The sequence below is a fragment of the Ulvibacter sp. 2305UL32-6 genome, from assembly GCF_058148545.1.
Window position 1 is genome coordinate 1,156,896 of the sequence record NZ_JBYVKA010000001.1, and the last position, 26,948, is coordinate 1,183,843.

The window sequence follows — 26,948 nt, forward strand, 5'->3', positions numbered from 1 at the left end:
TTTTACATAAACTTAATACCGTAATTCATGAAACAGACCTGCTGTTTTTTAGCCGTTCTAATTTTAAGTTCAACAACTCTTTTTGCCCAACAAAAGAAGACCTACAAAGTCAACACCATTGCGTTCTACAACCTAGAAAACCTCTTCGATTTTGAAGATGACCCTATTACTTTTGACGACGATCGCACGCCTGACGGAAAGGATCATTGGACCGAAGAAATCTACTATGCGAAAGTGAAAAACATGGCAAAAGTGATCGCTGAAATTGGCTCCGATGTTACGGGTAACGCTCCGGCACTTGTAGGAATTTGTGAAACCGAAAATAGACGCGTTTTGGAAGATCTTGTCAACCAAGAATCGCTTATAAAACAAGACTACGGAATCATACAATTTGACTCGCCAGATCGACGAGGAATTGACGTTGCATTACTCTATCAAAAGAAGTTATTTACGCCAACTCATTATAAGGCACATCCGCTGTATATATATGACGATAACGATCCAACAAAACGAATCTACACCAGAGATCAGTTATTGGTAAGCGGTATGCTTGATGGTGAAAAAATTCATCTTATTGTAAATCATTGGCCATCAAGAAGTGGTGGAGAAGCGCGTAGCAGACCTAAGCGCATGAAGGCGGCTAAATTGAACAAGCGACTTATTGATTCGTTGTGGAGTGATGATCCATATGCAAAAGTTATTAGCATGGGCGACTTTAACGATGATCCCACGAGTCCGAGTGTAAAAGAGGTTCTCGATGCTCAAGGAGAGCGCGAAGGTTTAAAAATGAAGCAACTATACAATCCTATGGAGGAAATGTATAAAAAGGGCATTGGAACGCTTGCTTGGCGTGATGGCTGGAATTTATTTGATCAGATGTTGATCTCTACGGAATTGACGAAGAAAGACTACAGTTCGTACCGTTTGTACAAAGCAGGTGTTTATAATAAGACTTATTTAGCAAATCCGCGCGGACGATATAAAGGGTATCCCTACCGAAGCTTTGCTGATGGCGGATTTACAGGTGGATACAGTGATCACTTTCCAGTGTATTTGTATTTAATTAAAGAGACCACTTCCGAAGAATAAATAAAACAAGGGTATAAAAAAGGCGTTTCAGTGGTTACTGAAACGCCTTTTTTGGTTTTCTTCCGAAGCCATTAGAACCATTGAGCCCATGGAATTCGACTCAACATTAAAATCAAAGCTATTGTATAGAAAATAGCAAGTGTTTTAAATTTAGGCGTAGAAACCAGTTTCTTTTTGTGTTTTGAATAACCAATAGTTATAAAGACAACTGTTAAAATCATTACTAGCGGATGCTCTACGGCATAAAGGCGAGAAAGTGAATCTCCCATAACTTCGGCCATCCCATTCTGGGTGATATTTTGAAGTCCTAAAGGAGAGATAAAATACAACACCAAACCAATTACTAATTGAAGATGTGTTACAATAAGTGCGAACAATGAGATTCGAAAATCTTTTGGGCCGTACTCTTTTCCGGAGAAATACTTAATTAAGGCATTGAGCGTGGCAAGTGTTACCACTAAAAGAACTAAATACGCCCAATAGGAGTGTAAATGTTGAACTGCTTGATACATACGTTTTCTTTTGTTAGATGGATTATGCTAAGGGTAAAGGTAGGAATATTCAAAATAAAAAAGGAGCTGTTCATAGAACAACTCCTTTTGTATAAAAACTAAATAGAATTATTAGAATGAATATCTAAGGCTTCCATTATAAGTTCTTCCATTTTCAGTATAGTAACCGAAAGCATCAGTATTAGAAAGTCCAATATAGTCAAATACGTTGTATACGTTTGCTCTAAAGGTCAAGTCGTTGCTATTGCCCAGATTAAATTTATAGGTAAGTCCTAAATCTGTAATAGAGTAAGCAGGTAATCTTTTAGGATCATACTCTGCAGAACTTGTACCTGGATCAGTGAATTCGTAATGACGATCGCTATAGTTGATATTTCCATCAACAGATAATCCAGTCATAATTTTCGCTTTAGCACGAAGTCCTGTAGTAAATTGTGGAGCAGTTGATACTTTAACACCATCTCTATTTACACCGTCCTCTTTTGAAATTAATTCTTGAGTATCTAGGTTGTAAGTTTCGTTGTTAGATTCTCCTCTGAATATCCAACTTCCACCAGAAACATAACTATTTAATGTCAACCAAGAAGTAGTTCTCCAGCTAAGGTCAAATTCTGCACCAGTGTGATACTGACGAATTCCACGTTGAAGTGTTGAGATATCAAAATCATCTGAATCATCATCAGGAGTTCCGTTATCACTTGAGTCAATGTTAGAAATTGTACGGTTATCCCAATCAGTGATATAAGCGTTAAAGTTCATGCTTAGATCATTTCCTCTGTAACGGTATCCAGCTTCAATGCTTCGGATAATTTCGTTTTCTACTTCTGGCGTAATTAGATCTGCATTTGATCCGTTAAAAGAAAAGATATTGTCTAGATACGGTTGTCTTGAGTAATATCCACCGTTAAAGAACACAGTGTTGTTTTCAATTAATGAATAAGAAATACCTCCTTTTAGGTTATAACCATCTCGGTTAACTTTTTCTGAAGTTTTTTCTGCAAATCTATCTTCTCTCTGGTAAGATTGATCTGAATAAGCTCCTTGGAAAAATACAGAAAATGAATCTGTAGCATATTCAATTTGACCAAATCCACCAAGGTAACTGATGTCTTCAGAATAATCGTAGTTAATTCTTTCACCTTCACTAGCAAAATCTGTAAGTGATGCCCAAGGTGTTGGAGCAAAAGAAGTAGTAACGATAGCGTCATCTGGACGGTCATTAGACCAACCTGTTAAACCATAAAAATCTGCTACTTGTCTAAAGTGGTCTCCTGTATACATTCTACCATCAACACCAACGTTAGCAGTAAAGTTGTCTGAAATATCAATATTGAAATTTGATACAACTCCATACCATTCGTGATTATTAACTGAAGATCTTCTGATATATCCAGCTCCTAGATCATTTCCGTAGTCTCCACCAATACCAATCATCTCATTTTGAGCTTGTGTAGCAGCGTAATCAATTTGTCCTCCTAATGGACCATCTCCGTCAGGATCTGCGGTTCTAATACGACCATTACCTCTATCTCCAGTTCCACCACCGCGGCCCCATGAGGCGTAAGCTACTGTTGAAAGTTCTGTATTCTCACCAGTGTTCCAGTCCCAGTTTAAGTTCATTACTGGTTTGTGGTAGTAGTTTTGTCTTTCAGACTCGATTCCGTCTGAAGTATAACCCCAATGTTGGTTATATTTTGGATCTGCTTCAATAATTTCTTTAGATTGTGACCATTTTTGACCGTGCAATTGTGGAGCACCTGTTACTAAGAAATTGAAGTTGTGTGTGTCATTTGGCTTATAACCTACAGAAAAGAAATAGTTTTGACCTTCCCCGTAAGTACCCTTAGACCATTTTCTATGTGCTTGCCAGTGATCTAACAATACAGAAAACGCCCAACCTTTTTCGTTTACACCTGTGTCATAAGAAACAGTACCTTTAAAATAGCTGTCGTTTGCTCCTAAAAATCTCACAAATCCACCTTCAGATCTATCAGCAGCTTTCATCACGATGTTTGTTGTTCCACCCACCGATGAGATAGCTAATTTTGAAGCTCCAAGACCTCTCTGTACCTGAATAGCACTTGCAATATCTGCAATACCTGCCCAGTTAGACCAGTATACACGTCCGTCTTCCATTCCATTCACCGGCTGTCCGTTTAATAATACAGCGATGTTTGTTTGGTCGAAACCACGTAAGTAAAATTGTGAATCTCCAAAACCAGATTGTCCTGAAACGTGTACAGAAGGAGTGTTTTTAAGTGCTTGAGTAAGTTCAACGTTACCTGCAACTCTTTCTTGAATTTCATCGGCTTTGATCGTAGATACTGCAACTGGAGTATTTCGTCCACCTGCAAGATCAATAACCCCAGTACCAATAATAACTACCTCTCCAAGAGAGTTAGCATCTTCTGTCATAGGAACGTTCCCAAGATCAGCCTTTCCATTTACTAAAGTGAAAGGAACTTTACGCGACGTGTAACCTACGTAGGTCACAGTAATTGTACCGGAATTTTTGCCAACAGTTAGGCTAAAGTTTCCGTCGAAGTCTGCAATAGCACCATTTGTAGTGCCTGTTTCGACAACATTGGCACTAGACAACGGCCCACCAAGGGTTTCGTCAACCAAAGTACCGGTAACAACTCCTTGAGAAAATGCCGTAAGGCTTCCTAAGAAGAACATGAGTAGTAGTTTTTTCATATCTGTTTGTTTTGTTAAAATATTTTTGCAAAAGTACTATGAATGCATACTACTTTGCAAATTCTTTTGTTGTGAAATTGTTAACAATTTCAAGATAACTGAAAGTTACAAGGAATAATATAACGGCTTGAAAATTAATAGCTTAATTAATAACAAGGTTATTAACATATAAAATTACTCAAATGAGATACAATCTAATCGCTCTTTTAGAGGCGCAATATGTTGAAAATAGTCGCTACGAAGCGCTTCATCAAGCGGTTTTGAAGCAGGTAAATCTTGTTTAAATGGATCTACTTGTTCTCCGTTCTTCCAAAAACGATAACAAACGTGCGGCCCACCAGTGTTTCCGGTCATTCCTATCCAGCCAATTACATCCCCTTGACGCACAAAATCTCCCTGTTTTACGTTTCTGCTCTTCATATGAAGGTATTGAGTCTCATAGGTTCCATTATGTCTTATTTTAACATAATTCCCATTTCCGCCACGGCGTTCCGACTTGGTAACGGTTCCGTCTGCTGTAGCCAAAATTGGAGTTCCCAACGGAGCGGCAAAGTCGGTTCCCTTATGCGGACGCAATTTATAACCGTAATATTTGATCCTGCGTTTAAGATTGTATTTAGAAGATATTCTGAAATTAAACTTGATAGGCGACTTTAAAAAGGCGCGTCTTAAGTTATTTGCATCTTCATCGTAGTAGTCAACTACTCTATTAATGCTATCCGTTTCAAAATTAAAAGCGTAAATAGGTTTTCCGCGGTGTTCAAAATAGGCTGCTTTTATTTCATCTAGACCCGCTGGAATGGTATCGTTTATATATTTTTCGGTATAAATGACTCGAAAACGATCACCTGCTTGAAGATGAAAAAAGTTAACCGTCCACGCATAGATATTCGCCAATCGATCGGTCATATTAGCACTTAAGTTATTCTCAGACATGGTTTGGGACAAAGAGCTCGTAATAATTCCTGAAGCTTCCTTTTCCACAAAACTTATCGGTTTGGTAGCATTATAGCTATTTAGAGAATCTCTTAAGTCAACCACGGCATATGCCACTCTCGATTTTTCATAAATAAAGACTTCAGTTTTATTCAAAGAGTCTTTAGAGTTTAGTAGCACATATGGTTTTCCTACTACAATTCGACGCACGTCAAAGCTATCGCGAAACTTATTTGCAACTTCAAAGATCTTTCCTTGCGATACGCCATTGGCATCAAGAATATCACCAAAGGTATCACCAGAACGAATGGTATCACGCACCACATTAAAATCATTTAGCCTAAAGCCATATTCCTCTATAAGTAAAGGTTCTTCAATGATCTCTACGGTTTCGGCGTCATCTTTGACATCGTCTGAACAGGCAAACAGCAAACTAAATAAGGGGAGGAGTACTAGGTATTTTTTCAAGATTACTTACTATTTGTAGATTATACGTTGTGGCCCCATTCTTTCAGTTCCTTTTCGGTCCAAACCGAAGGGAAAAAGATACGACGTTGATATTTTGGATGCATATATTTGGTCCATTCACTTCCACCAGTTGCTTCCACAGATTCGTTATTGCTGTTCAAATACTTATTGGCCGCGTGATAGTGTGACATAACCCAGGTGACGTTAACGGTGTAATCATAATGACGCATTGCATCTCGAAGTGTAGGATCTTCCTGAATCTCTTTAGGAAGCTGTTTAAACTTGGCGTACAAATTGGTGGTATTGTACTTTTGAGTAAAAATGATAAACTCATCCTTATATCGTTCTTCAAAAGAACTCAACAAATATGATTTAGTACCTGTTTTAAAGTCTTTACCCGCCGCTTGCCAGTATAGGTGTTCAAGTGCGTGTTCGTAAGGCGTATTGCGATCAATAGTATCGCGGAAACGAGCGTCAATCAGGTTAATGAGATCTGTTGAAGCAAACTCAATTTTTCGGTATTGCGCACTTTGAAATCCACTAGCCGGAGTAAGTGTAGTTCTAAACTTCATGTACTGTTCTCGCTCCATACCATCACCCATGATAGTAAATGAAGATGTCAGCATATCGAAATAGCGACTAATTCGCATAAGTTTTGCTGAAAAGAACTCTACCGTAATTTGATCTTTTTCTGATACTTGTTCAATTTCCCATAAGATCATTTTAAACAGTAGTTCATTGATCTGATGATACATGATAAACACCATTTCGTCTGGCAAATTGGTGCGCTGTGTTTGCAGATTAAGCAAGGCATCGGTTTGTATATAGTCCCAATAGGTAATAGGTTTGCCATGCAGCAAGCCTTCAAGATGTGTATTCAGATCTTGATCTATGGCATTGTATTTTTCTGAAAGTTTAGCTAAGAGTTCCTTGGTTTCGGCATCTATATTCATACACTAGTCGACTACAATTTTAAAAGAATTTTGTAGTCCCTTAAATTCGGTCAATGAAGCTTTTAGTGATCCCACAGCGAGATCTGCTTTAATAAGTACTGGCATTTTATTGTCGTCATCACTCACCCAAACAGTGAGGCTTTCTTTCTCCTTAAAAACACGACCAGCACTTACATAGGGTCTAAATACCAAACAAGGAACTTTGCCAAAGTTAGTTTTTAGAGTTTCCCTACCCAAAAATTTTAGACGGAATTTATAATTTTCTTTATCAAAAAACATATTCATGTCTACTGTTTCGCCTTTTTTAATGGTTTTGGTGTCAAGATGATTCCGTAGATAGTAAAAAGCAGAAACCATGTCTTGTGCATCCTTCGGAAAAGAAACTACATCTGTTTTGTTGTGCTCCTTATTATTAACCGTTGCTAGTTTACTGTTGTGGTTAAAATCGATCTGTATATCCTTTGTATATCCACCTTCATCTATTTTCCGAATAAAACGATAAGGCACATCTTTTTCCTTGTCAACATACGATTGATAATTGTCATCTACCTTAAAAAAGAACTTAGACATTCCTGTTGTAACCCCTCGCCCCTTAATGTGAAAGACCTCTCTCCCATCAAGCATGGTATTATTTACTTTCAAGGTTGCGTATCCAGCGGTCACAAAACCGTAATGTACCCGAAATTTAAAAAATTCGCCATCTCCATAAGCTCGCTGCTGTGCAGAAACCATGGTGATACAAAGTAATAGTATAAGGGTTAAAAAATTTTTCATGTTGTTCATTTTGCTTTACAGCAACGTAAATACAAGGACTGTTCCAAAAGTTAAAAACTCCACCCCTATTAACGATGGAGTTTTTAATTTGTTACATCAATTTCTATAATGTTCCGCGTTTTGCTTGTTGTCTTTCAATGGCTTCAAAAAGGGCTTTAAAATTACCCACACCAAAAGATTGAGCTCCTTTTCTTTGAATGATCTCAATAAACATGGTTGGTCTATCTAATACATTGTTTGTAAACAACTGTAACAAATATCCTTCCTCATCACGATCAATTAGGATTCCGTGTTTTTTAAGCACTTCCACATCTTCGTCGATCTCGCCCACTCGCTCTAGAATATCATCATAATAGGTTTCAGGTACGTATAAAAACTCTACACCACGATCACGCATGGCAGAAACAGTAGCGACAATATCATCGGTTGCCAATGCTAAATGTTGTACTCCAGGACCATTGTAAAAGTCAAGATATTCCTCTATTTGCGATTTCTTTTCCGCTTTTGCCGGTTCGTTTATAGGAAATTTAATCCGACCATTTCCGTTACTCATCACTTTACTCATGAGTGCGGTATATTCAGTGGCTATATCGTCATCGGCAAACGAAATAATTTGAGCAAAGCCCATTACTTCACCGTAAAATTTACACCACTTGTTCATTTCGTTCCAACCTACATTTCCAACGATGTGATCAATAAATTTTAAACCAACAGGTTCTGGATTGTAGTGTGATTCCCATTTTTCAAATCCTGGTAAAAATAAACCGTGATAATTTTTTCGCTCCACAAAAATGTGAACGGTTTCTCCGTAAGTATAAATTCCAGATTTGATCACATGGCCGTGCTCATCTTCCTCTTTCGTAGGCTCCATAAATGGTTTAGCACCGCGCTTAGTCGTTTCCTCAAAAGCCTTGGTAGCGTCATCCACCCAAAGGGCGATCACCTTGGCTGCGTCCCCGTGTTCATCAAGATGTCTATTTATATCACCGCCTTTATTTAAAGGAGATGTAAGCACTAAACGTATTTTACCTTGTTTCAGCACATACGAAACTCGGTCTTTAAGTCCTGTTTCTAAGCCTGCGTAGGCTTCAGATTGAAATCCGAAGGCCGTTTTATAAAACAATGCTGCTTGTTTTGCATTTCCTACATATAGTTCTACGTAGTCTGTGCCTAGGAGTGGAAGAAAATCTTCGGCTTCCTTAAAAAGCTTTTTTAAGCCGTATTCTGTATTTTGTAAATCTTTTAAATTCTTTATTTCTCTTGCCATGATAGCTTTATTTATGTTTCCAACGAATTGAAAACCGAATTTTATTCTTTTCTGAAATGTTCTTTGATCAATATATTTATACTCTCCCTAGTATACTTGGAAAATTAAATTACCACATAGCTCTCAAGTGAGGCGTTATATCAATTCTTTTTTGTGTCATTGTGTGGTGTTTTATAAATGGTTAGCTAAAGATACTAACTTTTTCAAGCATTTCGTTTAATCAATACGAAGAGAATCTATCCGGAGCGTGTCTGAAGCAATTTCTATGCTATCCTGCTCTTCAATTTCCATTATTTCTACGGAATCGTCCCAGTTACCTTCATCCAATTCTTCTATAAACGTGCGATCATCCCAATCGTTTAATAGAATATCGGAAATAGCGGCACCATAAAAAATTGCATACGAAAGATATGCGAGAGTGGCGAGTCCTGAAATGATCACTGCAACAATATTGATAATTCGTGCAGATTTTACATTACCTATACTTTGTGGTGTATAGTTTTCAGGTGTATCATAAAATAACTTTATACTTCGATTGGCATAGACCCAACCAAATATTGCCATGATCAATGCAGGCACCACCGTTAAACCACAGCAACAAGCTCCGAAAACGAGAACAATACTTAAAATGCCAAGAATCATGGCATTAGGATCTGCTGGTAATTTTTGGTCATTCATAGCGGTGTGGATATTAGCCGCAAAAATAGAAAAAACCACTTGTTAAGCACTGCAAACACCCCAAAATCGATCTATTCTTCTTCTAACCAAGATTTGTAGTAGCTCTCATCGGCAATTTTCATTGCTTCTTCGGTCACCTGAAGTGGCTTAAAAGTATCAACCATTACGGCCAATTCATCGGTTTTTGTCTTCCCAATACTTCTTTCAGTAGCTCCTGGGTGCGGCCCGTGAGGAATACCTGCTGGATGCAGTGAGATATGACCCGCGTCAATATCGTTTCTACTCATAAAATCTCCATCTACATAATAAAGCACCTCGTCGCTATCAATATTACTGTGGTTGTAGGGTGCCGGAATACTATCTGGATGATAATCATACAAGCGTGGCACAAAACTACATACTACAAAAGCATCAGTTTCAAAAGTTTGGTGTACTGGTGGCGGTTGGTGAATTCGACCCGTAATAGGTTCGAAATCATGAATAGAAAAAGCATAGGGATAGTTATATCCGTCGTAACCAACAACGTCAAAAGGATGTGTAGCATACACCATTTCAATGATCTCGTCCTGCTTTTTTACTTTGATAAGAAATTCACCCTTCTCGTCATGAGTTTCTAGGGTTTGTGGCTTTCTGATGTCTCGTTCACAAAACGGACTGTGTTCTAATAGCTGACCGAACCAATTGCGATATCGCTTAGGGGTATAAATAGGTCTGCGAGACTCAACAATAAACAATCTATTGTTATCATCGTCAAATTGCATTTTATAAATGATACCTCTAGGTATCAATAGATAGTCACCATATTTGAAATCAATATTCCCTAAATGTGTTCTTAATGTACCCGTGCCTTTGTGAATAAAAATAAGTTCATCAGCATCTGTATTTTTGTAAAAGTAATCGTCTTGCGACGTTTGTGGCGCTGCTAGAATGATCGTACAGTCACTATTAGTTAGTACGGCCTTTCGGCTTTCTAAATAATCTTTTTCAGGAGGTACCTGAAAACCTCTAAAACGATACGATTGGATATTATTGCCTTTAGCAATTTTAGGCGCAACACTGTATTGTTTTTTGATCTCCTTAACTTGTGTTGGTCTGTGTTCGTGATATGAATTACTGTACATTCCATCAAAACCAATGGTTCCAAATAGTTGTTCTGCGTAAAGCGTTCCGTCTGGCTTTCTAAATTGTGTATGACGTTTTGGTGGAATTTTTCCAAGTGAATGATAAAGTGGCATATGCGTTCATTTTATACACAAATATCGTAAAAATAATGCGGCTTTGCATGTCCTTTTATCAAAAGCGGAATCCAGCAGTCACATACCATTCGCTTGCGGCACGTTCGGGAGAATAAGCGTATTTTACTTCAATAGGACCTAAAAACGTTTCTAGTCCGTAGCCAAATCCGTAACCACTGTAATCAACACCATCTATCCAAGCTTTAGATTCAAAGAGATCATCGCCAATATTAGCTATATTTCCGAAGACATTCAAATGATTTTTCCGAAGAAATTCATAATCGAAGGTAAGGGTAGTTTTTAAATATGTATTTCCGCGTAAGCTGATCGCTTCATATCCGTAAAAAGGCACAATATTATTAAGTCCTTTAAAGCCATATCCGCCTAAAAGAAAATCTAAAGATTCTGTATTTTCACCTGCAATTTTAAACCCACCTTCTGTACTTATTGCCGCAGAAAAAGCATTCGAAAAAGAATATGCATAGGCAGCTTCCGCCTTGGCAATAGAAAACTGATCAAAGTCTTTATTGAGCCCGTTTGCGATCAAATACAGGTGAAAATCTCCCTTAAAATAAAGTCCGTTTTTCGGGAAAAATTTATTATCTAAGGTATCAAACACCAAATAACCATAGGTACTCAAATAGTTCGTGTCTTCAAAAATAGTTCGTGGATTTTGGTTGTCGTCTATTCCAATCGTTTCTGAAAGATACCGCAACCATTTATGTTCTGCTCCAAGCCCAAGTAAAAAACTTCTTTGGAAGAGCGTCTCAAAATAAAGTTGGTTTGTGAGATCGCCATATTCTAGGTCAATTAGATTTAACTGCGTGTTCTCTTGAGAAAGACTTTCTGAAACTAAAAATTCGACTGGTACGTTTTTACCGAAATAGTTAAAAACAGAATTGAATCCAACACTCCAGTAATACCCTTTATCAATATAATAATTGAAATTATACCGAAGATTATCTCCTACTACAAAGTCAAACGAAGCAATATCGTTATTAGTTAATAGCCGTTTTCGTGTCACATTAATTAACACCCCTGTTCTATACAGGTCATCATAGTGCGCTCCCAAGCGAAGTTGTAATCTGGAAGGATTCTCACGTAGGTTAAAGGTCACCTTATAGGTTTCGTCTTCAAGTTTTTCATAGCGATAGTTTATGTCTTGAAAATTTCCTGTTGCCGATAAATTATTGATACCTTCATTAAAACGTTTATAGCTTATGACCGTGGGCACACGTAGCTTCAGCTTACCCAATATGTAAGCGCGTGTGTAGCGATCAAGACCTTCAATCTCCACTAAGCTAATATTTAGTTTTTTACGTTCTATAAATGTAATAGGGGGTATAACATGTGGTTTTTGTCGTGCTGCAACAGCCTCAAGTTGCGACATGACCTTATCACCTGCTTCTTCACCAGATTTAATAATTTTACCACCATCATCAAAAGATATAACAGTGTAATCATCAATATTGGGGTCGAGGTAGATATCGGTCTTATTGCGCTTGTCGACCATGCTTTTAATTGAATTGAAGTTGTTGAGTTGCACTAACACATCGAAAGCTGATTTTAAATTTTGGCGATTGCGTAAGGTATCCTGTACATCAACACCAATAATAATATCCATGCCTTTGGCACGCACTTCATCTATGGGATAATTATTAAGTACCCCACCATCAATCATCATCACGTCGTCAATAAACACCGGACTAAAAATAGAAGGAAGCGCCCCACTTGCTGTGATGGCACGTGGCAAATAGCCTTTCTCAAGAACCACTTGCTTCCCTTTTTCTACATCGGTAGCAATACAAAGAAAAGGTGTAGGGAGTTTGCTGAAATCGTCAATATCGTTAACATGGGCTGTTAAATTAGACAGTAGATTGTACACATTCTGTCCGCGAGATAACCCCGACGGAAATGCTATATTAAATTTGTCAAACGGAAGTGAAATCGCATATTTTTCGCTTTCTCCTTTTTCAAAAAATGTCTTTGCGCTTCGCGGAATATCATCCTGAATTAAAGTGGAAAAATTAAGTGAATTAAAAATTGAATCTAATTGTTTTGCCGAATAACCCGATGCATAAAGGGCTCCTACAATGGCACCCATGCTAGTTCCACCAATATAATCGATACGAATTCCTGCCTCTTCAATTTTTTTGATCGCGCCTATATGCGCCAAACCTTTAGCCCCGCCACCACTGAGTACCAAGCCAACTTTTACATCTTCCTGAACAGCTTCTTTATTCTGAGAAAATGTACAAATGACATGAAAAAATACTATGAATATGATATATCTTTTTAAAAACAAGATTCCTATTGTATTTATATTTGGTTTATTACTCTTTTTCGCTTTGAAAATATGTTACGATCTTTTTTGCCTTACTAGCCCCTACCACTTTCGCCAAGGTGTCGAAATCTGCATTTTTAATACGCTTCGTACTTTTAAAATGACTTAAAAGTTCAATTACCGTTTTTTCACCTATTCCAGGAATGGTTTCCAAACTTGTATTAAGTGCTTCTTTGCTTCGCTTATCACGATGAAAGCTGATCCCAAAACGATGCGCTTCATTTCTTAGTTGTTGAATGATCTTTAATGTTTCAGATTTTTTATCCAAATACAAGGGAATAGGATCATCTGGATAAAATAATTCTTCCAGTCGCTTAGCAATCCCAATAATAGCGATCTTTCCGCGTAAATTAAGTCTATCCAAACTCTTTAGAGAAGACGACAACTGACCTTTTCCTCCATCAATGATGATTAGCTGCGGCAAAGGTTGCTCTTCATCCAATAGTCGTTTATAACGCCTGTACACCACCTCTTCCATTGAGGCAAAATCGTCTGGCCCTTCAACCGTTTTTATATTAAACTTCCGGTAGTCTTTCTTACTTGGCTTGCCATTTTTAAAAACCACACAAGCAGCTACAGGATTGGTTCCTTGAATATTACTATTGTCAAAACATTCAATATGCCGCGGCTCTTCGCTAAGACGTAAATCGATTTTCATTTGAGCCATGATACGCTTTTCATGACGATCTGGGTCAACGATCCGCGCTTGCTTAAAACGCTCCATTCTATAGTATTTTGCGTTTCTTTCAGAAAGGTCCAAGATGCGTTTTTTATCACCAACCTTCGGAATATGAACTTTTATACCTTCTTCCGTAGTAATTTTAAAAGGTACGTAGATCTCTTTAGACTGCGAATTAAAGCGCTGTCTCATTTCCACAACGGCCAACTGAAGCAATTCATCATCGGGTTCATCCAGCTTTTTCTTTATTTCCAGCGTGTGTGAACGGATGATCGAGCCGTATGAAAGTTGTAAAAAGTTAACATAGGCGTAGCTTTCGTCACTTATAATGCTAAAAACATCCACGTTGTTGATCTTCGGATTTACAACGGTCGATTTAACCTGATAATTTTCAAGCACCTCAATTTTTTCCTTGACACGCTGTGCATCTTCAAACTGCATTTGCTCGGCATACGTTTTCATTTGCTTTTTAAAACGAACTAGGGAATCCTTAAAATTACCTTTAACAATATTTCTGATGGCCTCAATATTCTCTTGATACTCCGCTTCACTATATTTTGCTTCACAGGGGCCCGCACAATTGCCCAAGTGATATTCTAGACACACTTTATACTTTCCTTTTCTAATTTTTTCTTCGGAAAGATCAAAATTACAAGTGCGAAGTGGGTACAACCCTTTAATAAGATCAAGCAGGGTATGAACCGTTTTCATACTGGTATACGGACCGAAATATTCAGATCCATCTTTAATAAAACGCCTCGTTGGAAAAACTCGCGGAAAGCGTTCGTTTTTAATGCAGATCCATGGATACGACTTGTCATCTTTTAATAAAACATTGTACTTAGGCTGATACTTTTTGATCAGGTTGTTCTCAAGCAGCAAGGCATCTTGCTCGGTAGCAACTACAATGTGCTTGATATTTGCGATCCGCCGAACCAGCAGCCTCGTGCGCGCATTATCGTGTTGTTTAGTGAAATATGAATTTACTCGTTTCTTTAAATTCTTCGCTTTCCCTACATACAGTATTTTCCCGTCGGCATCATAATACTGATACACACCAGGTGCTTCTGGGAGTGTTGAAATTTGCAATGTTACAGAGGCCTTGTCCATATACTGTAAAGATACTAGCATTTAGTTTTTTTGCCATCCCATTTACCGTCAAATTATGTTTAAATCGACTTCTTTTTTAATGCTTTTGAAATATTTCCGAAGAGATCAAATAGAACACCTACTAAAATTTCAAATTGGAATATTCTTTTTCTTACATTGCAATAGTAAGAACCATATATGAACATTGCGATACTTTCCCGCGGGGAAAACCTTTACTCTACCCAAAGCCTTATAAGTGCGGGTGAAGCTAGAAATCACAGCATGGAAGTGATCGATCCAGCCTATTGTAAGCTTTCAATTTTTGAAGGTAAAGTAGTACTGCAATATCAGGACGAGCCACTGTTAGGCATAGACGCCGTGATTCCCAGAGTTGGTTCTTCTACTACAAATTTAGGAACTTCGGTTGTACAACATTTTGAAGCTATGGGTGTGTTTTGCACTGTTACTTCGGAAGCCATTTGGCAATCCCGAAATAAATGGACCTGCTTTCAAATACTCGCAAAAGCATCTATCGCTCTCCCAAATACGGTTTACGGTGTAGCCTATGACATGGAAGAATTGCTGAATAGTTTTCAAGATTTTCCCGTAATTATTAAACTAACACAAGGAACTCATGGACATGGCGTGATCTTGGCCGAAACGTACCAATCTGCACTCTCAACAATAGAAACGCTTAGTGCCTCAAACATATCATTTGTTATTCAAGAATTCATTGCCGAATCGAATGGTGCCGATCTACGAGCTATTGTAGTTGATGGTGTTGTGGTTGCTGCAATGAAAAGACAAAGTAAAGCAGGTGATTTTAGGTCAAATCTACATCGTGGCGGTTCTTCCGAAGCCATCAAATTAACACATGAAGAAGAGCGTTTGGCGATTAGAACGGCAAAGGTGTTGCGTTTGGGTGTGTGTGGAGTAGATATTCTTCAATCAAATAGAGGACCTCTTGTGTTGGAAGTAAATTCGACGCCAGGCCTCGAAGGAATTGAAACCACAACAGGTAAGAACATCTCTAAAAGTATCATAGGTTACATTGAGCGAAATAGGCGATAACATTTTGTCTTATTCTGTTTGTATTACGGGGCATTAAATAGTGTTTTTAGTATATTGCCCGATTAATAAAGATCGCTTTTTGAAAAAGAAAATAGGAAGAACAGACAAAGCAGATTTCCCTTTGCTGCAATTATATGACGTAGAGGTCAAAATAGACACCGGTGCGTATACTTCAACCATACATTGTAAAAATGTAACTGTTGAAGACAACTACCTTAAATGTGTGTTTTTAGACCCTGAACATGCGGCATATCACGAAAAAGAATTTATCTTTAGTGAATATGATGTGCGTGTAGTTAAAAGTAGTAATGGGCAAACACAGGCACGTTATAGAATTCTTACTGAAATAGAACTTTTTGGAAAAGTATACCCTATTTTTTTAACGCTAAGTGATCGGGAAGAAATGAAATTTCCCGTACTTATAGGCCGTAAATTTCTAACAAAACGTTTCGTTGTAGACATCAACAAGACCAATCTGTCTTTTCAACGCAAATCAAAACAGCAATAAAAACCCTTCGCAAAGACGAAGTTTCAATATGAACATAAAAATTCTTTCGGCAAATCCGAATCTCTATTCCACTCGTCGCCTTATGGAAGCCGCACAAAAAAAAGGGCACAATATTGAGGTGATCAATCACACAAAATGTGATATCGTAATCGAAAAAAAGAATCCCTGGATCATTTATAAAGGTAAAAAACTTGAGAACGTAGATGCTGTGATCCCGCGAATAGGAGCTTCTGTTACTTTCTACGGAACTGCCGTAGTGCGCCAATTTGAAATGATGCGATGTTTTACCACAACCGAATCTCAGGCCCTGGTTCGCTCCAGAGACAAGTTGCGTAGTTTGCAAATCCTTTCAAGAGCAGGTCTTGGACTCCCAAAAACTATTTTTACCAATTATTCAAGAAGTGTTGAAGAAATTGTGGCCCAAGCCGGAGGTGCTCCAGTGATCATTAAATTGTTGGAAGGAACACAAGGTATTGGTGTGATCTTAGCCGAAACCAATAAAGCCGCCGAGTCTGTCATTGAAGCTTTTAACAATCTTCAGGCACGGGTTATTGTGCAGGAGTTTATCAAAGAAGCTGGAGGCGCAGATATTCGCGTTTTTATTGTTGACGGACAAGTCGTTGGCGCCATGAAAAGACAAGGCAAAGAAGGAGAATTCAGAAGTAATTTGCATCGCGGAGGCACCGCAGAAGTGATCAAATTAAGTGATGAAGAAGAAACTGCGGCCCTTAAAGCTGCACGTGCTATGGGATTGGGAATTGCGGGTGTTGACATGCTGCAATCATCTCGCGGTCCGCTCATTCTTGAGGTAAATTCTTCTCCCGGACTTGAAGGTATTGAAGCAGCAACTGGCAAAGATATTGCGGGAGCAATTATTAAATATATTGAACGTAACGTAGACTAATGGCCACAGAAGAGGACGATTTGATCATCATGAATGAAAGGATAGGTCTTGGCGAAAGCAAGATCATCAATTTTAGCTTTGCCAAACTATATACGACGACCAAAGTTGAAATTCCTGTTATTATTGAACGAGCAAAACTACCTGGACCTACAATTTTAATGACAGCCGGCATTCATGGTGACGAAATTAATGGTGTAGAAATAGTTCGTCAGATAGTCGCTAAAAAGATCAACAAACCTACTAAGGGCACTATCATTTGTATTCCTATCCTCAACATTTTTGGTTTTTTAAACGCCGATCGAGCCTTTCCAGATGGGAGAGATCTCAATAGGGTCTTCCCAGGAACAAAAACAGGTTCCCTTGCCAGCCGAGTAGCTTATCATTTTACCAAAGAAATTTTACCCCATGCCGATTATTGTTTGGATTTTCATACGGGAGGTGCACAACGCTTTAATGCGTCACAAATTAGGATAAGTCCAAATGACCCCACCCTTTTAAAACTTGCGACTCTTTTTAACGCTCCATTCACGGTTTATTCTAACAATTCTAGCAAAACTTACCGCTCTACTTGCCATCAAATGGGCATTCCTATCTTGCTTTTTGAGGGGGGAAAATCGTTAGAAAGCAACAAGTATATAGTAAAAGAAGGTGTTGATGGTGTGCTTCGAGTACTTGATCATCTTGATATGTTAGATAAAAAACACGCGCTTAACCAAGCGCCAAAGCCGCCAGTGATCATTTCCAAAAGCAGATGGATACGAGCACATTACAGCGGTTTATTACACATAAAGATCGATTGCAACAAATATGTTGAAAAAGGAGAATTCTTAGCCACCATTACAGATCCTTACGGCACCATGCGATTTAAAGTCACTGCTCCAAATGCTGGGTATATTATTAATGTGAACCAAGCACCAATTGTAAATCAAGGCGATGCAATTTTCCATATTTCAGTGGAAGACACAAAGGCTCCCATCAAAGAAGTTTCTGAAAATTAATACCGGAAAGGATGATTTCAAAAAGTATCCTTAGAAAAAAATACAAAGCCCTTCGACATGAACTCTCGGAAGAAGCGGTTCATGATCTCAGCTTAAAAATTGCAAATATGTCGCTTAGGCTGCCTATCTGGGATAAAACGAACTATCATATCTTCTTGCCTATTTCAGAAAAGAAAGAGATAAATACTGAATACCTCCTGCACATTCTTCATGGCAAGGACAAGACCGTCATTGTGCCTAAAGCAGATTTTGAATCGGGTGAAATGATACATTATATACTTCAGGAAAATACGCATCTATCACTTTCAAAACACGGGATTCCTGAACCAGTCTCTGGAATTACTGTGACTCCAAAAGATATAGAAGTAGTTTTTGTACCCTTATTATGTTTCGACAAAACAGGAACTAGAATTGGTTATGGCAAAGGATTTTATGACCGATTTTTAGCAAAATGCAGTCCAAATACCCAAATAATTGGGCTATCTTTTTTTGCTGCGGAAGATAAAATAGAGGCAGATACTACAGATATCCCCTTAGACTTTTGTGTTACTCCCACAACCATTTATCGCTTCTAAGGCCTGATTTTGAATGAGTTCCTTTATCCGACTTTTATATGAATTCATAGAATTTAAGACGAAAATTGGTGATTAAAGGCCTCAATATATCCTAGTTTGAAAAAAACGCATTATATTGAACCAATATTAATCAACAATCAACTAAATCATGGAAAATTCAACAAATCCAGCAGGTGCTCCACCAGACAATAATCTAGTTTGGGCAATTTTGTGTACCGTATTATGCTGCTTACCATTGGGTATCGTAGCCATTATCAAATCGACTAAAGTAAAAGAACTTTGGATGGCTGGCGATCACGCTGGTGCTGAAAAAGCTGCTGCTGACGCCAAAAAGTACGCCATGTGGGGTGCTATAGCAGGTGGTGCCTTTTTAATCATTTATATTCTTTTCTTCGTTGTGATGGGTGCATCTGGAGGATTCTAAGAAAATCATATAATTTTGAAAGCCCTCTACAGAACGTAGGGGGCTTTTTTTATCTTTACCAAATGAATAATTCATACGGACCACCACCAGAAAACAATCTTGTTTGGGCTATATTAAGCACAGTGCTCTGCTGCCTGCCTTTAGGTATTGTTGCTATCATCAAAGCTTCCAAAGTTGACCAACTATGGTATCAGGGTAGACACCAAGAAGCCATTAAAGCCGCCGAAGACGCAAAGAAGTGGTCTATTTATAGTGCGGTGAGCGTGGGGATTCTAGTGATACTGTATATTGTTTTTGCAATATTTATTATAATTATAGAAGGTGCAACCAATTTATAAACGTTTAGGCTTTGTATTATTGGGAACTCTAGGAATAGCGGGAATTGTACTGTTATTTTTTATGTTTAACCCTTCAAATCATTCTTTCTTTCTTCCTTGTCCTTTTAAATACACTACAGGATATCATTGCCCGGGCTGCGGTTCGCAAAGAGCTCTGCATCAATTATTTCACGGTGATCTTATTGCTGCATTTAGGCTTAACCCTCTAATGTTACTGTCGCTACCCCTTATTATATACGGGTTTGGAACTAAACTCTACAATTACATTTTAGAAAGAAGTCATCGCGTAACAATTTTTTATAACAAATTCTTTATCTTTGGTTACTTCGGAATTGCGATTTTATATTGGATCATTAGAAACATTCCCGTTTATCCTTTTAATCTGCTGGCCCCAACCGAACTTACTTAAATAGTGCTCAAAGCTATCCTAAGTAATTTTTACCTATATTGATCTCCCCAAATTTTATGTAAATGAATAGTATTCCCGCGAAAAGATCGAGATATCTTTTTGGTACGAATAAAAACTCTGTGCCATTGGAAGATTTAACAGAAAATTACTATTATCAGGAAATAGCAGAATTAACAGCTGCTGGGGGTTGGAATGTGAATTTTGTTGAAAAAGCAAGTTTTCTTGATCCTGCCGCCAGGCGAATTTTAAACACTCCTGATGGGTATAAAGCTTCCCTTTATGCACTCACTGAATTTTACCCTGAAGGTCCGCATCGAGATAAAGCCATTGAAACATTTCTTTCATGTAGTGAAGGAACTGCTTTTAATACCACCGTTAAAATGATCACCTATGACGGTCGAGAATTTTGGGTACGTGCATCAGGGCGACCTGTATATGACCAAGACAATGTTATTATTGGTATTCAAGGGGTCTTTCAAGATATAAATGAAGAAAAACTAAAAGAACTAAGTCTCGAAAAATCCATTCGGGTGATTGAGTCGCAGAATTCAAAATTGCTAAACTTTGCCCATATTGTTTCTCACAACCTCCGTTCTCATGCAAGTAATCTTCAACTAACTCTTGAATTACTGAGAACCATTCGGAAGAGTGGACAAAGCACAGAAGAGACCGAGTTAAAAGAGAGCTTATACAATATTTCTACGAGCTTAAATGAAACCATTACGCATCTAAACGAAATTGTCTCTATTCAAAATTCAGCCAGTTCAGCAAAATCAATAGTTTCGTTTCAAGCGGTTTATAACCGCGTTTGTAGTTCATTGAGCTATGCGATCAATACAACCAATGCCGATATTCTCGACGACTTTTCGGAGGTTTCTGAAATTGAATATATCGAAGCCTATTTAGAAAGTATTATCATGAATTTAATGTCGAATGCCATTAAGTATAGACATCCAGACAGAGATCCTGAGATTCAAATTGGCACCTTTACAGAAGATGGTAGACCTTGTTTGTTGGTTCGTGATAATGGGTTGGGTATAGATCTAACACTTTTCGGAAATAAGCTTTTTAATATCTATCAAACTTTTCATCACAATCAAGATGCCGTAGGTGTAGGTCTATTTATGACTAAAAATCAGGTAGAGGCTCTTGGCGGCCATATTAATGTTACTAGCAAAGTTGGTGTTGGAACCACCTTTAAAATTGTCTTCTAAAAAACGAAAACTTGAGCAGCTCCCCATCTAACATCAAATTATCCTGCATCATCGACGACGACGATGTCTACGTTAACTTAATTAGAAGGATCATTGATCTCAAATCTCTTTCCGAAAATCTATTGATCTTCAAAAACGGACGTGAGGCACTAGATTATTTTAAGATCCTACTAGCTAATATTGATTCTCCCCTTTTTCCGGAGATTATTTTACTAGACCTCAATATGCCTATAATGGACGGATGGGAGTTTTTAAAAGAATTTACACAGATTTCACCACCTAGCGGATTAAAAACCACCTTATACGTGGTGAGTTCGTCTATTGATCCCTACGAAATAGAACGCGCAAAAGCACATTTCTTAGTGAAGGATTACCTTATTAAACCTGTAAATTTGGATGATTTTGAAATGCTCTTTCGTTCAAAGATAGCCTAAACCGTTACCTTCGTTTCTTCTTCTTTTTCTTTTCGAGGAAAAGCGCGCTTATTAAAGAAAATAAGAATCCCTACACCCGTACTTATAGCCATGTCGGCGATATTAAATACCGGTTCAAAAAAGGTAAAATACTTTCCGCCCCATATGGGTAGCCACTCTGGCAAATACCCTTTCCAAAGAGGGAAATACAACATATCAACTACTTTTCCGTGAAAAAGCGTTCCGTAACCGCCTTCTTCAGGCATAAACGACGCTACTTGATGATGACTATCATTAAAAATAATTCCATAAAAAACAGAGTCGATAATGTTTCCGAAGGCTCCTGCAAAAATCAAAGCGATAGAGGTAAGCAAGATTTTAGGTGCATTTTTGCGTGCAGCATCCCACAACCAATACCCAATGGCCGTTATTGCAACTAAACGAAATAAGGTAAGGATCAGTTTTCCATACGATCCAGGAATTTTTGCTCCCCAGGCCATTCCTTCATTTTCAATAAAGAGAATTCGAAACCAATCAAAAACTTCGATCTCTTCATTCAATTGAAATTGTGTCTTGATATAAATTTTAGATACCTGATCGATCAACAAGACTATAATGATCAGAAACGTAGCTTTTTTCAAGTTCATTTTTTATATAATAGGGCCCTAGTCTATAATCGTTTAAAAATCTTTCCTCATCTCTAAGACCTGGCAAAAATAATGATATTATTTGGTTTGCTCTAGCGTAATATCACCCGATATTGTTTCGGCGACTATAGAAAAACTTCCTCCTTTTGGCAAGCTATCAAACACTTTCCCCTGTTTAGAAACCGCCTTTCTTGTTCTTACATCACCCACTGTTTCTACCGTAATAGATCCACTTTTAGACAACAACTTAGCATTACCTAAAAACTGTGAGAGCCTGCAATTACCTCGTTCTAAAGAAGCGTTAAAGGTTTTAAATTTTCCTTTTCCCTTAACTTGGGCCATATTTGAAGCTATAATAACTTCAAAATCTTCGGGCATAACAATGGTCATTTCAATGGCTAAAACCTTGTGTGCGGCAAGCTTATCGTTCTCCGGCACAAAAAAAGGAGTGAGTCCGGGTGTGATAATCAAAGTATTTTGGGTTTGAACAATATCTAACACTACATTCTCATAGGTTTCTCCATGAATTATGGTGGTGATCAAAATATTTTCTCTTGCTTCGGAAGAGATCGCAATGGCGTGAACCCCGTCCGCCTTTAAAACTAAGGAGGAAAGCGCTGCGGCGTCATACGTTTTCTGTAGCGTCTTTTGACAGATCGCTTCCGAAGAAATAAAAACCACAAAAAGTATAAAAAGGTATCGCACTAGAAAATGGTTTAAACATAAAAAACCCACACGAAGGAGGGTTTTTTGTATGATTTGAAATAAATATTCAGACTTATTTTTGCATATTCTTCGCCTCAATACTGAGCGTTGCATGCGGCACAAGTTTTAAGCGTTCTGGATTGATCAATTTTCCAGTAACTCTACATACTCCGTACGTTTTATTTTCAATACGAATAAGCGCATTTTTAAGATCCCGAATAAACTTCTCTTGACGAATTGCCAACTGAGAGGATGTTTCTTTACTCATTACTTCACTTCCTTCATCAAAGGCTTTAAACGTAGGCGATGTATCATCTGTACCATTATTGGTATCATTTCGATATGCACTTTCAATAAGCTCAAGTTGTTCTTTGGCCTTTTGCATTTTGTCCAGAATAATTACTCTAAACTCTTCTAATTGCGCATCGCTATATCTATTTTTTATTTCGTTTGCCATAATTTTTTATTTATTAATACTCAATTTGGTCGTTATCTCATCAAAGGCAATTTCCGTACCGTTCTTTACTTCCGACTCAAATTGCAATTTGTCAGTTAGTGTCTCTTGTTTTATATACTCCAGATTTGCGTTAACAGCATGCTCTAATGCGGCATTGTTCTCAATCTGTACCTCAATACGGTCTGTTACTTCAAATCCACTGTCTTTGCGAAGGTTTTGAATTCTGTTGACCAACTCACGAGCAATCCCTTCATTTTTTAGGGGTTCTGTGATAGTTACATCAAGTGCCACGGTAATTCCGTTTGCATTTGCCACAAGCCAACCTTCAATATCTTGTGAGTTAATAATAACGTCGTCAAGGGTCAATGTAGTATTTTTTTCATTAATGAGAAGCGATATTTCCCCATCTTTTTCTAATACAGCGATCTCTTCTTGTCCAAATCCCTGTATGGCAGCCGCTACCGATTTCATGTTTGAACCAAAACGTGGCCCTAATTTTTTAAAGTCTGGTTTTATTTGTTTTACCAAAATACCTGAACCTTCGTCTATGAGTTCAACCTCTTTTACATTCACCTCGCTCTTGATCAATTCAGACACAGCTTCGATTTCCTTGCGGGAAACATCATCTAAAACAGGAATCATGATCTTCTGCAGGGGTTGACGAACCTTGATTTTTTCTTTTTGACGTAAGGATAACACCAAACTTGAAATTGTTTGTGCCTTTTGCATTTTGCGTTCCAAGCTACTATTGATAAAGCGCTCATCTGCCACTGGAAAATCACTTAAATGTACAGAGAGCTTTCCTCCCTCTTCGGTTGCAGCCGTAAGATCCTTATACAAGCGATCCATAAAGAACGGTGCAATTGGTGCACCTAATTTTGCAACTGTTAACAAACAGGTATACAACGTCTGGTAGGCTGAGATCTTATCTTCAGCATAGCTACCTTTCCAAAAGCGTCTTCGGCAAAGACGCACATACCAGTTACTTAAATTTTCTTGTACAAAATTACTAATTGCACGCGCCGCTTTGGTAGGTTCATAATCATTAAAAGCTTCATCAACACGCTGAATGAGCGTATGTAATTCTGAAAGGATCCAGCGATCAATTTCTGGGCGCTTTTCCAACGGAATATCTGCTTCAGCATAACTGAAGTTGTCTAAATTAGCATATAAACTGAAAAAACTATAGGTGTTGTAAAGGGTTCCGAAGAACTTATTACGCACCTCCGCGATTCCGTCTGAGTCAAATTTTAGGTTATCCCAAGGGTTGGCGTTGCTTATCATATACCAACGTGTTGCATCAGGACCGTACATATCTAAGGTAGAAAACGGATCAACAGCGTTGCCTAAACGCTTTGACATTTTTTGTCCGTTTTTGTCTAAAACGAGTCCGTTTGACACTACATTTTTATACGCCACATCATCAAAGATCATGGTAGCAATAGCGTGCAAGGTATAGAACCAACCACGTGTTTGATCAACACCTTCGGCTATAAAATCGGCTTTACGCCATGTTTTTTCTACTTTCTCTTTATTTTCAAAAGGATAATGCCATTGTGCGTACGGCATACTTCCGCTATCAAACCAAACATCAATAAGATCGGCTTCACGTTTCATCGGTCTTCCGCTTTCAGAAACCAAGATGATCTCATCTACAATATTTTTGTGAAGATCAACTTTGTTATAATTTTCTTCGGAAAAATCTTCGACAATAAAGTCTTCAAAAAGTGCTTGGGTCATATGACCCGCAGCAACCGACTTGGCCATTTCTTCTTTTAATTCGGCGATCGAACCAATGATCATTTCCTCTTTACCATCTTCAGAACGCCACAACGGAAGTGGAATTCCCCAATAACGCGATCGTGACAAATTCCAATCGTTCGCATTGGCAAGCCAATTTCCGAAGCGACCCTCACCCGTTGCCTTAGGCTTCCAGTTGATCGTCTCATTGAGTTCGAACATACGATCTCTAAAGTTGGTCACTTTAATAAACCAAGAATCTAATGGATAGTACAAAATAGGCTTATCGGTTCTCCAGCAATTTGGATAACTGTGTACGTATTTTTCAACCTTAAAGGCTTTGTTTTCTGTTTTTAACTGAATTGCCAACTCTACATCGACGCTTTTTTCTGGAGCCTCGCCGTCATTATAATACTCGTTCTTTACATACTTTCCAGCATATTCGCCCATTTCGGGACGAAATTTCCCTTGCAGGTCAACCAACGGCACTAGGTTGTCATTTTCATCTTTAACGAGCATGGGCGGCACTTCAGGTACAGCCTGTTTTGCAACCAAGGCATCATCGGCTCCAAAAGTAGGAGCGGTATGAACGATTCCTGTACCGTCTTCGGTGGTGACAAAATCACCTGCAATGACTCTAAAAGCATTTTCCGAGCCCGCATTTGGTGTTGCATAAGGAAGTAGCTGTTCATATTTTATTTCCAATAAGTCGGAACCTTTACATTCGGCTGCGATATAGAAAGGTATTTTTTTATCGCCTTGAGTGTAACCGTCTAAAGCTTTTTCATTTTCAGTTTCCTCAAATTTTCCACTAAACTGTTTTCCAACCAAACTTTTAGCCAACACTACATTGACAGGTAAAAAAGTATATTGATTAAAGGTTTTAACCACTACATAATCGATCTTTGGTCCAACGGTTAAGGCCGTATTACTAGGTAAGGTCCAAGGTGTGGTAGTCCAAGCCAAGAAATAAATATCATTTGACACCTCAGCAAGTACGTCTGGCAGGCTATGCGCAACGGCTTTAAACTGTGCAACCACCGTGGTGTCGGTTACATCTTGATAGGTTCCTGGTTGATTTAATTCATGTGAACTTAAACCTGTTCCCGCTTTGGGCGAGTACGGCTGAATTGTATACCCTTTATAAAGTAGATCTTTATTGTAGATCTCTTTAAGCAACCACCAAACCGTCTCCATATATTTGGGTTTGTAGGTGATATATGGATCTTCCATATCAACCCAATAGCCGTAGCTTTCGGTAACTTTGTTCCACACATCGGTATAACGCATTACGGCTTTTCGGCAGGCAGCGTTATAATCTTCTACGGAAATTTTCTTCCCAATATCTTCTTTGGTGATTCCTAATTCTTTTTCAACCCCTAATTCAATAGGTAGCCCGTGGGTATCCCATCCCGCTTTTCGGTCTACTTTAAAACCCTTTTGAGTTTTATAGCGACAAAAAATATCTTTGATAGCACGTGCCATTACGTGGTGAATTCCGGGCAGTCCGTTTGCCGATGGTGGTCCTTCAAAAAACACAAAAGGTGTTGCTCCTTCGCGAATGGCAATACTCTGCTCGAAAATGTTTTCACGTTTCCAAAAATCGAGTACGTCTTCGCCCAATTTGGGAAGATCTAATCCTTTGTATTCTTTAAATGCTTTGCTCATGGCTGTTTCCTTCAAAAGAAGGCTTATTTTAAGTTGCTATTGCTGAAGCGATCACATTCCGTTTTCGCTCGCTTTAAGGCTGCGAATTTAAGGAATTTTGTCTAAAAAAACCGTTCCAAAAAGACGGGAGCTGCTTCCGAAGAAAAATTAACAAAA

At 38.3% G+C, this 26,948-nt stretch carries 25 protein-coding genes; 11 read left to right on the plus strand and 14 right to left on the minus strand.

Annotated elements, in window-relative coordinates; translation table 11 throughout:
• Positions 1-27: 27 nt before the first annotated feature.
• Positions 28-1,089 carry an endonuclease/exonuclease/phosphatase family protein gene (locus ACY2RU_RS05480; RefSeq protein WP_490137401.1) on the plus strand — a complete coding sequence of 354 codons (1,062 nt, stop codon included), beginning with the start codon at positions 28-30 and terminating at the stop codon, positions 1,087-1,089.
• A 71-nt stretch (positions 1,090-1,160) separates the two neighbouring features.
• On the opposite strand, the gene ACY2RU_RS05485 is transcribed toward ACY2RU_RS05480, so the two are convergent.
• The 10 genes from ACY2RU_RS05485 to uvrC form a co-directional block, all read right to left on the minus strand.
• The gene (locus ACY2RU_RS05485) at positions 1,161-1,601 is read right to left on the minus strand and encodes a hypothetical protein (protein WP_490137402.1); all 441 of its coding nucleotides are present in this window, start codon (positions 1,599-1,601) and stop codon (positions 1,161-1,163) included.
• A 111-nt stretch (positions 1,602-1,712) separates the two neighbouring features.
• Positions 1,713-4,298 (minus strand): TonB-dependent receptor, encoded by a 2,586-nt coding sequence (locus ACY2RU_RS05490; RefSeq protein WP_490137403.1) that lies wholly within the window; start codon positions 4,296-4,298, stop codon positions 1,713-1,715.
• Between the two features lie 174 nt (positions 4,299-4,472).
• Positions 4,473-5,702: a M23 family metallopeptidase gene (locus ACY2RU_RS05495; protein WP_490137404.1), complete on the minus strand. Its 1,230-nt coding sequence runs from the start codon at positions 5,700-5,702 to the stop codon at positions 4,473-4,475.
• Positions 5,703-5,722: 20 nt separating this feature from the next.
• Positions 5,723-6,655, minus strand: coding sequence for a tryptophan 2,3-dioxygenase family protein (locus ACY2RU_RS05500; protein WP_490137405.1), 933 nt, complete (start codon positions 6,653-6,655; stop codon positions 5,723-5,725).
• 3 nt (positions 6,656-6,658) lie between these two features.
• Positions 6,659-7,429 (minus strand): DUF3108 domain-containing protein, encoded by a 771-nt coding sequence (locus ACY2RU_RS05505; protein ID WP_490137406.1) that lies wholly within the window; start codon positions 7,427-7,429, stop codon positions 6,659-6,661.
• A 103-nt stretch (positions 7,430-7,532) separates the two neighbouring features.
• Complete coding sequence (gene hppD / locus ACY2RU_RS05510; protein ID WP_490137407.1) at positions 7,533-8,696, minus strand: 4-hydroxyphenylpyruvate dioxygenase; 1,164 nt, start codon at positions 8,694-8,696, stop codon at positions 7,533-7,535.
• A gap of 216 nt (positions 8,697-8,912) precedes the next feature.
• Positions 8,913-9,374 carry a CCC motif membrane protein gene (locus ACY2RU_RS05515; RefSeq protein WP_490137408.1) on the minus strand — a complete coding sequence of 154 codons (462 nt, stop codon included), beginning with the start codon at positions 9,372-9,374 and terminating at the stop codon, positions 8,913-8,915.
• A gap of 71 nt (positions 9,375-9,445) precedes the next feature.
• A complete protein-coding gene (locus tag ACY2RU_RS05520; RefSeq protein ID WP_490137409.1) occupies positions 9,446-10,609 on the minus strand; it encodes a homogentisate 1,2-dioxygenase in 1,164 nt (387 codons plus the stop codon).
• Between the two features lie 58 nt (positions 10,610-10,667).
• Positions 10,668-12,914, minus strand: a complete 2,247-nt coding sequence (locus ACY2RU_RS05525) for a patatin-like phospholipase family protein (protein ID WP_490137410.1) — start codon at positions 12,912-12,914, stop codon at positions 10,668-10,670.
• Between the two features lie 28 nt (positions 12,915-12,942).
• Positions 12,943-14,763, minus strand: coding sequence for an excinuclease ABC subunit UvrC (uvrC, locus tag ACY2RU_RS05530; RefSeq protein WP_490137411.1), 1,821 nt, complete (start codon positions 14,761-14,763; stop codon positions 12,943-12,945).
• 156 nt (positions 14,764-14,919) lie between these two features.
• Between uvrC and ACY2RU_RS05535 the strand changes: the two genes are divergently transcribed.
• From ACY2RU_RS05535 to ACY2RU_RS05580, 10 genes are all read left to right on the plus strand, one after another.
• Positions 14,920-15,792 (plus strand): ATP-grasp domain-containing protein, encoded by an 873-nt coding sequence (locus ACY2RU_RS05535; protein ID WP_490137412.1) that lies wholly within the window; start codon positions 14,920-14,922, stop codon positions 15,790-15,792.
• Positions 15,793-15,871: 79 nt separating this feature from the next.
• Positions 15,872-16,300: an ATP-dependent zinc protease family protein gene (locus tag ACY2RU_RS05540; protein WP_490137413.1), complete on the plus strand. Its 429-nt coding sequence runs from the start codon at positions 15,872-15,874 to the stop codon at positions 16,298-16,300.
• A 28-nt stretch (positions 16,301-16,328) separates the two neighbouring features.
• The gene (rimK, locus tag ACY2RU_RS05545) at positions 16,329-17,204 is read left to right on the plus strand and encodes a 30S ribosomal protein S6--L-glutamate ligase (protein WP_490137414.1); all 876 of its coding nucleotides are present in this window, start codon (positions 16,329-16,331) and stop codon (positions 17,202-17,204) included.
• On the plus strand, positions 17,204-18,202 hold the full coding sequence (locus ACY2RU_RS05550) for a succinylglutamate desuccinylase/aspartoacylase family protein (RefSeq protein ID WP_490137415.1): 999 nt from the start codon (positions 17,204-17,206) through the stop codon (positions 18,200-18,202). Before rimK ends, ACY2RU_RS05550 begins: the two co-directional genes overlap by 1 nt.
• Positions 18,203-18,216: 14 nt before the next feature.
• On the plus strand, positions 18,217-18,777 hold the full coding sequence (locus ACY2RU_RS05555; RefSeq protein ID WP_490137475.1) for a 5-formyltetrahydrofolate cyclo-ligase: 561 nt from the start codon (positions 18,217-18,219) through the stop codon (positions 18,775-18,777).
• 148 nt (positions 18,778-18,925) lie between these two features.
• Positions 18,926-19,201, plus strand: coding sequence for a CD225/dispanin family protein (locus tag ACY2RU_RS05560; protein ID WP_490137416.1), 276 nt, complete (start codon positions 18,926-18,928; stop codon positions 19,199-19,201).
• Between the two features lie 62 nt (positions 19,202-19,263).
• On the plus strand, positions 19,264-19,539 hold the full coding sequence (locus ACY2RU_RS05565; RefSeq protein ID WP_490137417.1) for a CD225/dispanin family protein: 276 nt from the start codon (positions 19,264-19,266) through the stop codon (positions 19,537-19,539).
• The gene (locus ACY2RU_RS05570; RefSeq protein ID WP_490137418.1) at positions 19,523-19,948 is read left to right on the plus strand and encodes a DUF2752 domain-containing protein; all 426 of its coding nucleotides are present in this window, start codon (positions 19,523-19,525) and stop codon (positions 19,946-19,948) included. Before ACY2RU_RS05565 ends, ACY2RU_RS05570 begins: the two co-directional genes overlap by 17 nt.
• A 62-nt stretch (positions 19,949-20,010) precedes the next feature.
• Positions 20,011-21,162 carry a sensor histidine kinase gene (locus tag ACY2RU_RS05575; RefSeq protein WP_490137419.1) on the plus strand — a complete coding sequence of 384 codons (1,152 nt, stop codon included), beginning with the start codon at positions 20,011-20,013 and terminating at the stop codon, positions 21,160-21,162.
• Positions 21,163-21,173: 11 nt separating this feature from the next.
• Positions 21,174-21,596: a response regulator gene (locus ACY2RU_RS05580; protein ID WP_490137420.1), complete on the plus strand. Its 423-nt coding sequence runs from the start codon at positions 21,174-21,176 to the stop codon at positions 21,594-21,596.
• On the opposite strand, the gene ACY2RU_RS05585 is transcribed toward ACY2RU_RS05580, so the two are convergent.
• The 4 genes from ACY2RU_RS05585 to ileS form a co-directional block, all read right to left on the minus strand.
• Positions 21,593-22,222: a lipoprotein signal peptidase gene (locus ACY2RU_RS05585; protein ID WP_490137421.1), complete on the minus strand. Its 630-nt coding sequence runs from the start codon at positions 22,220-22,222 to the stop codon at positions 21,593-21,595. The two genes, ACY2RU_RS05580 and ACY2RU_RS05585, sit on opposite strands and share 4 nt — an antisense overlap.
• A 78-nt stretch (positions 22,223-22,300) precedes the next feature.
• Complete coding sequence (locus ACY2RU_RS05590) at positions 22,301-22,927, minus strand: hypothetical protein (protein ID WP_490137422.1); 627 nt, start codon at positions 22,925-22,927, stop codon at positions 22,301-22,303.
• A gap of 73 nt (positions 22,928-23,000) precedes the next feature.
• Positions 23,001-23,384, minus strand: a complete 384-nt coding sequence (locus ACY2RU_RS05595) for a TraR/DksA family transcriptional regulator (RefSeq protein ID WP_490137423.1) — start codon at positions 23,382-23,384, stop codon at positions 23,001-23,003.
• A 6-nt stretch (positions 23,385-23,390) separates the two neighbouring features.
• The gene (gene ileS / locus ACY2RU_RS05600) at positions 23,391-26,792 is read right to left on the minus strand and encodes an isoleucine--tRNA ligase (RefSeq protein ID WP_490137424.1); all 3,402 of its coding nucleotides are present in this window, start codon (positions 26,790-26,792) and stop codon (positions 23,391-23,393) included.
• Positions 26,793-26,948 lie beyond the last annotated feature (156 nt).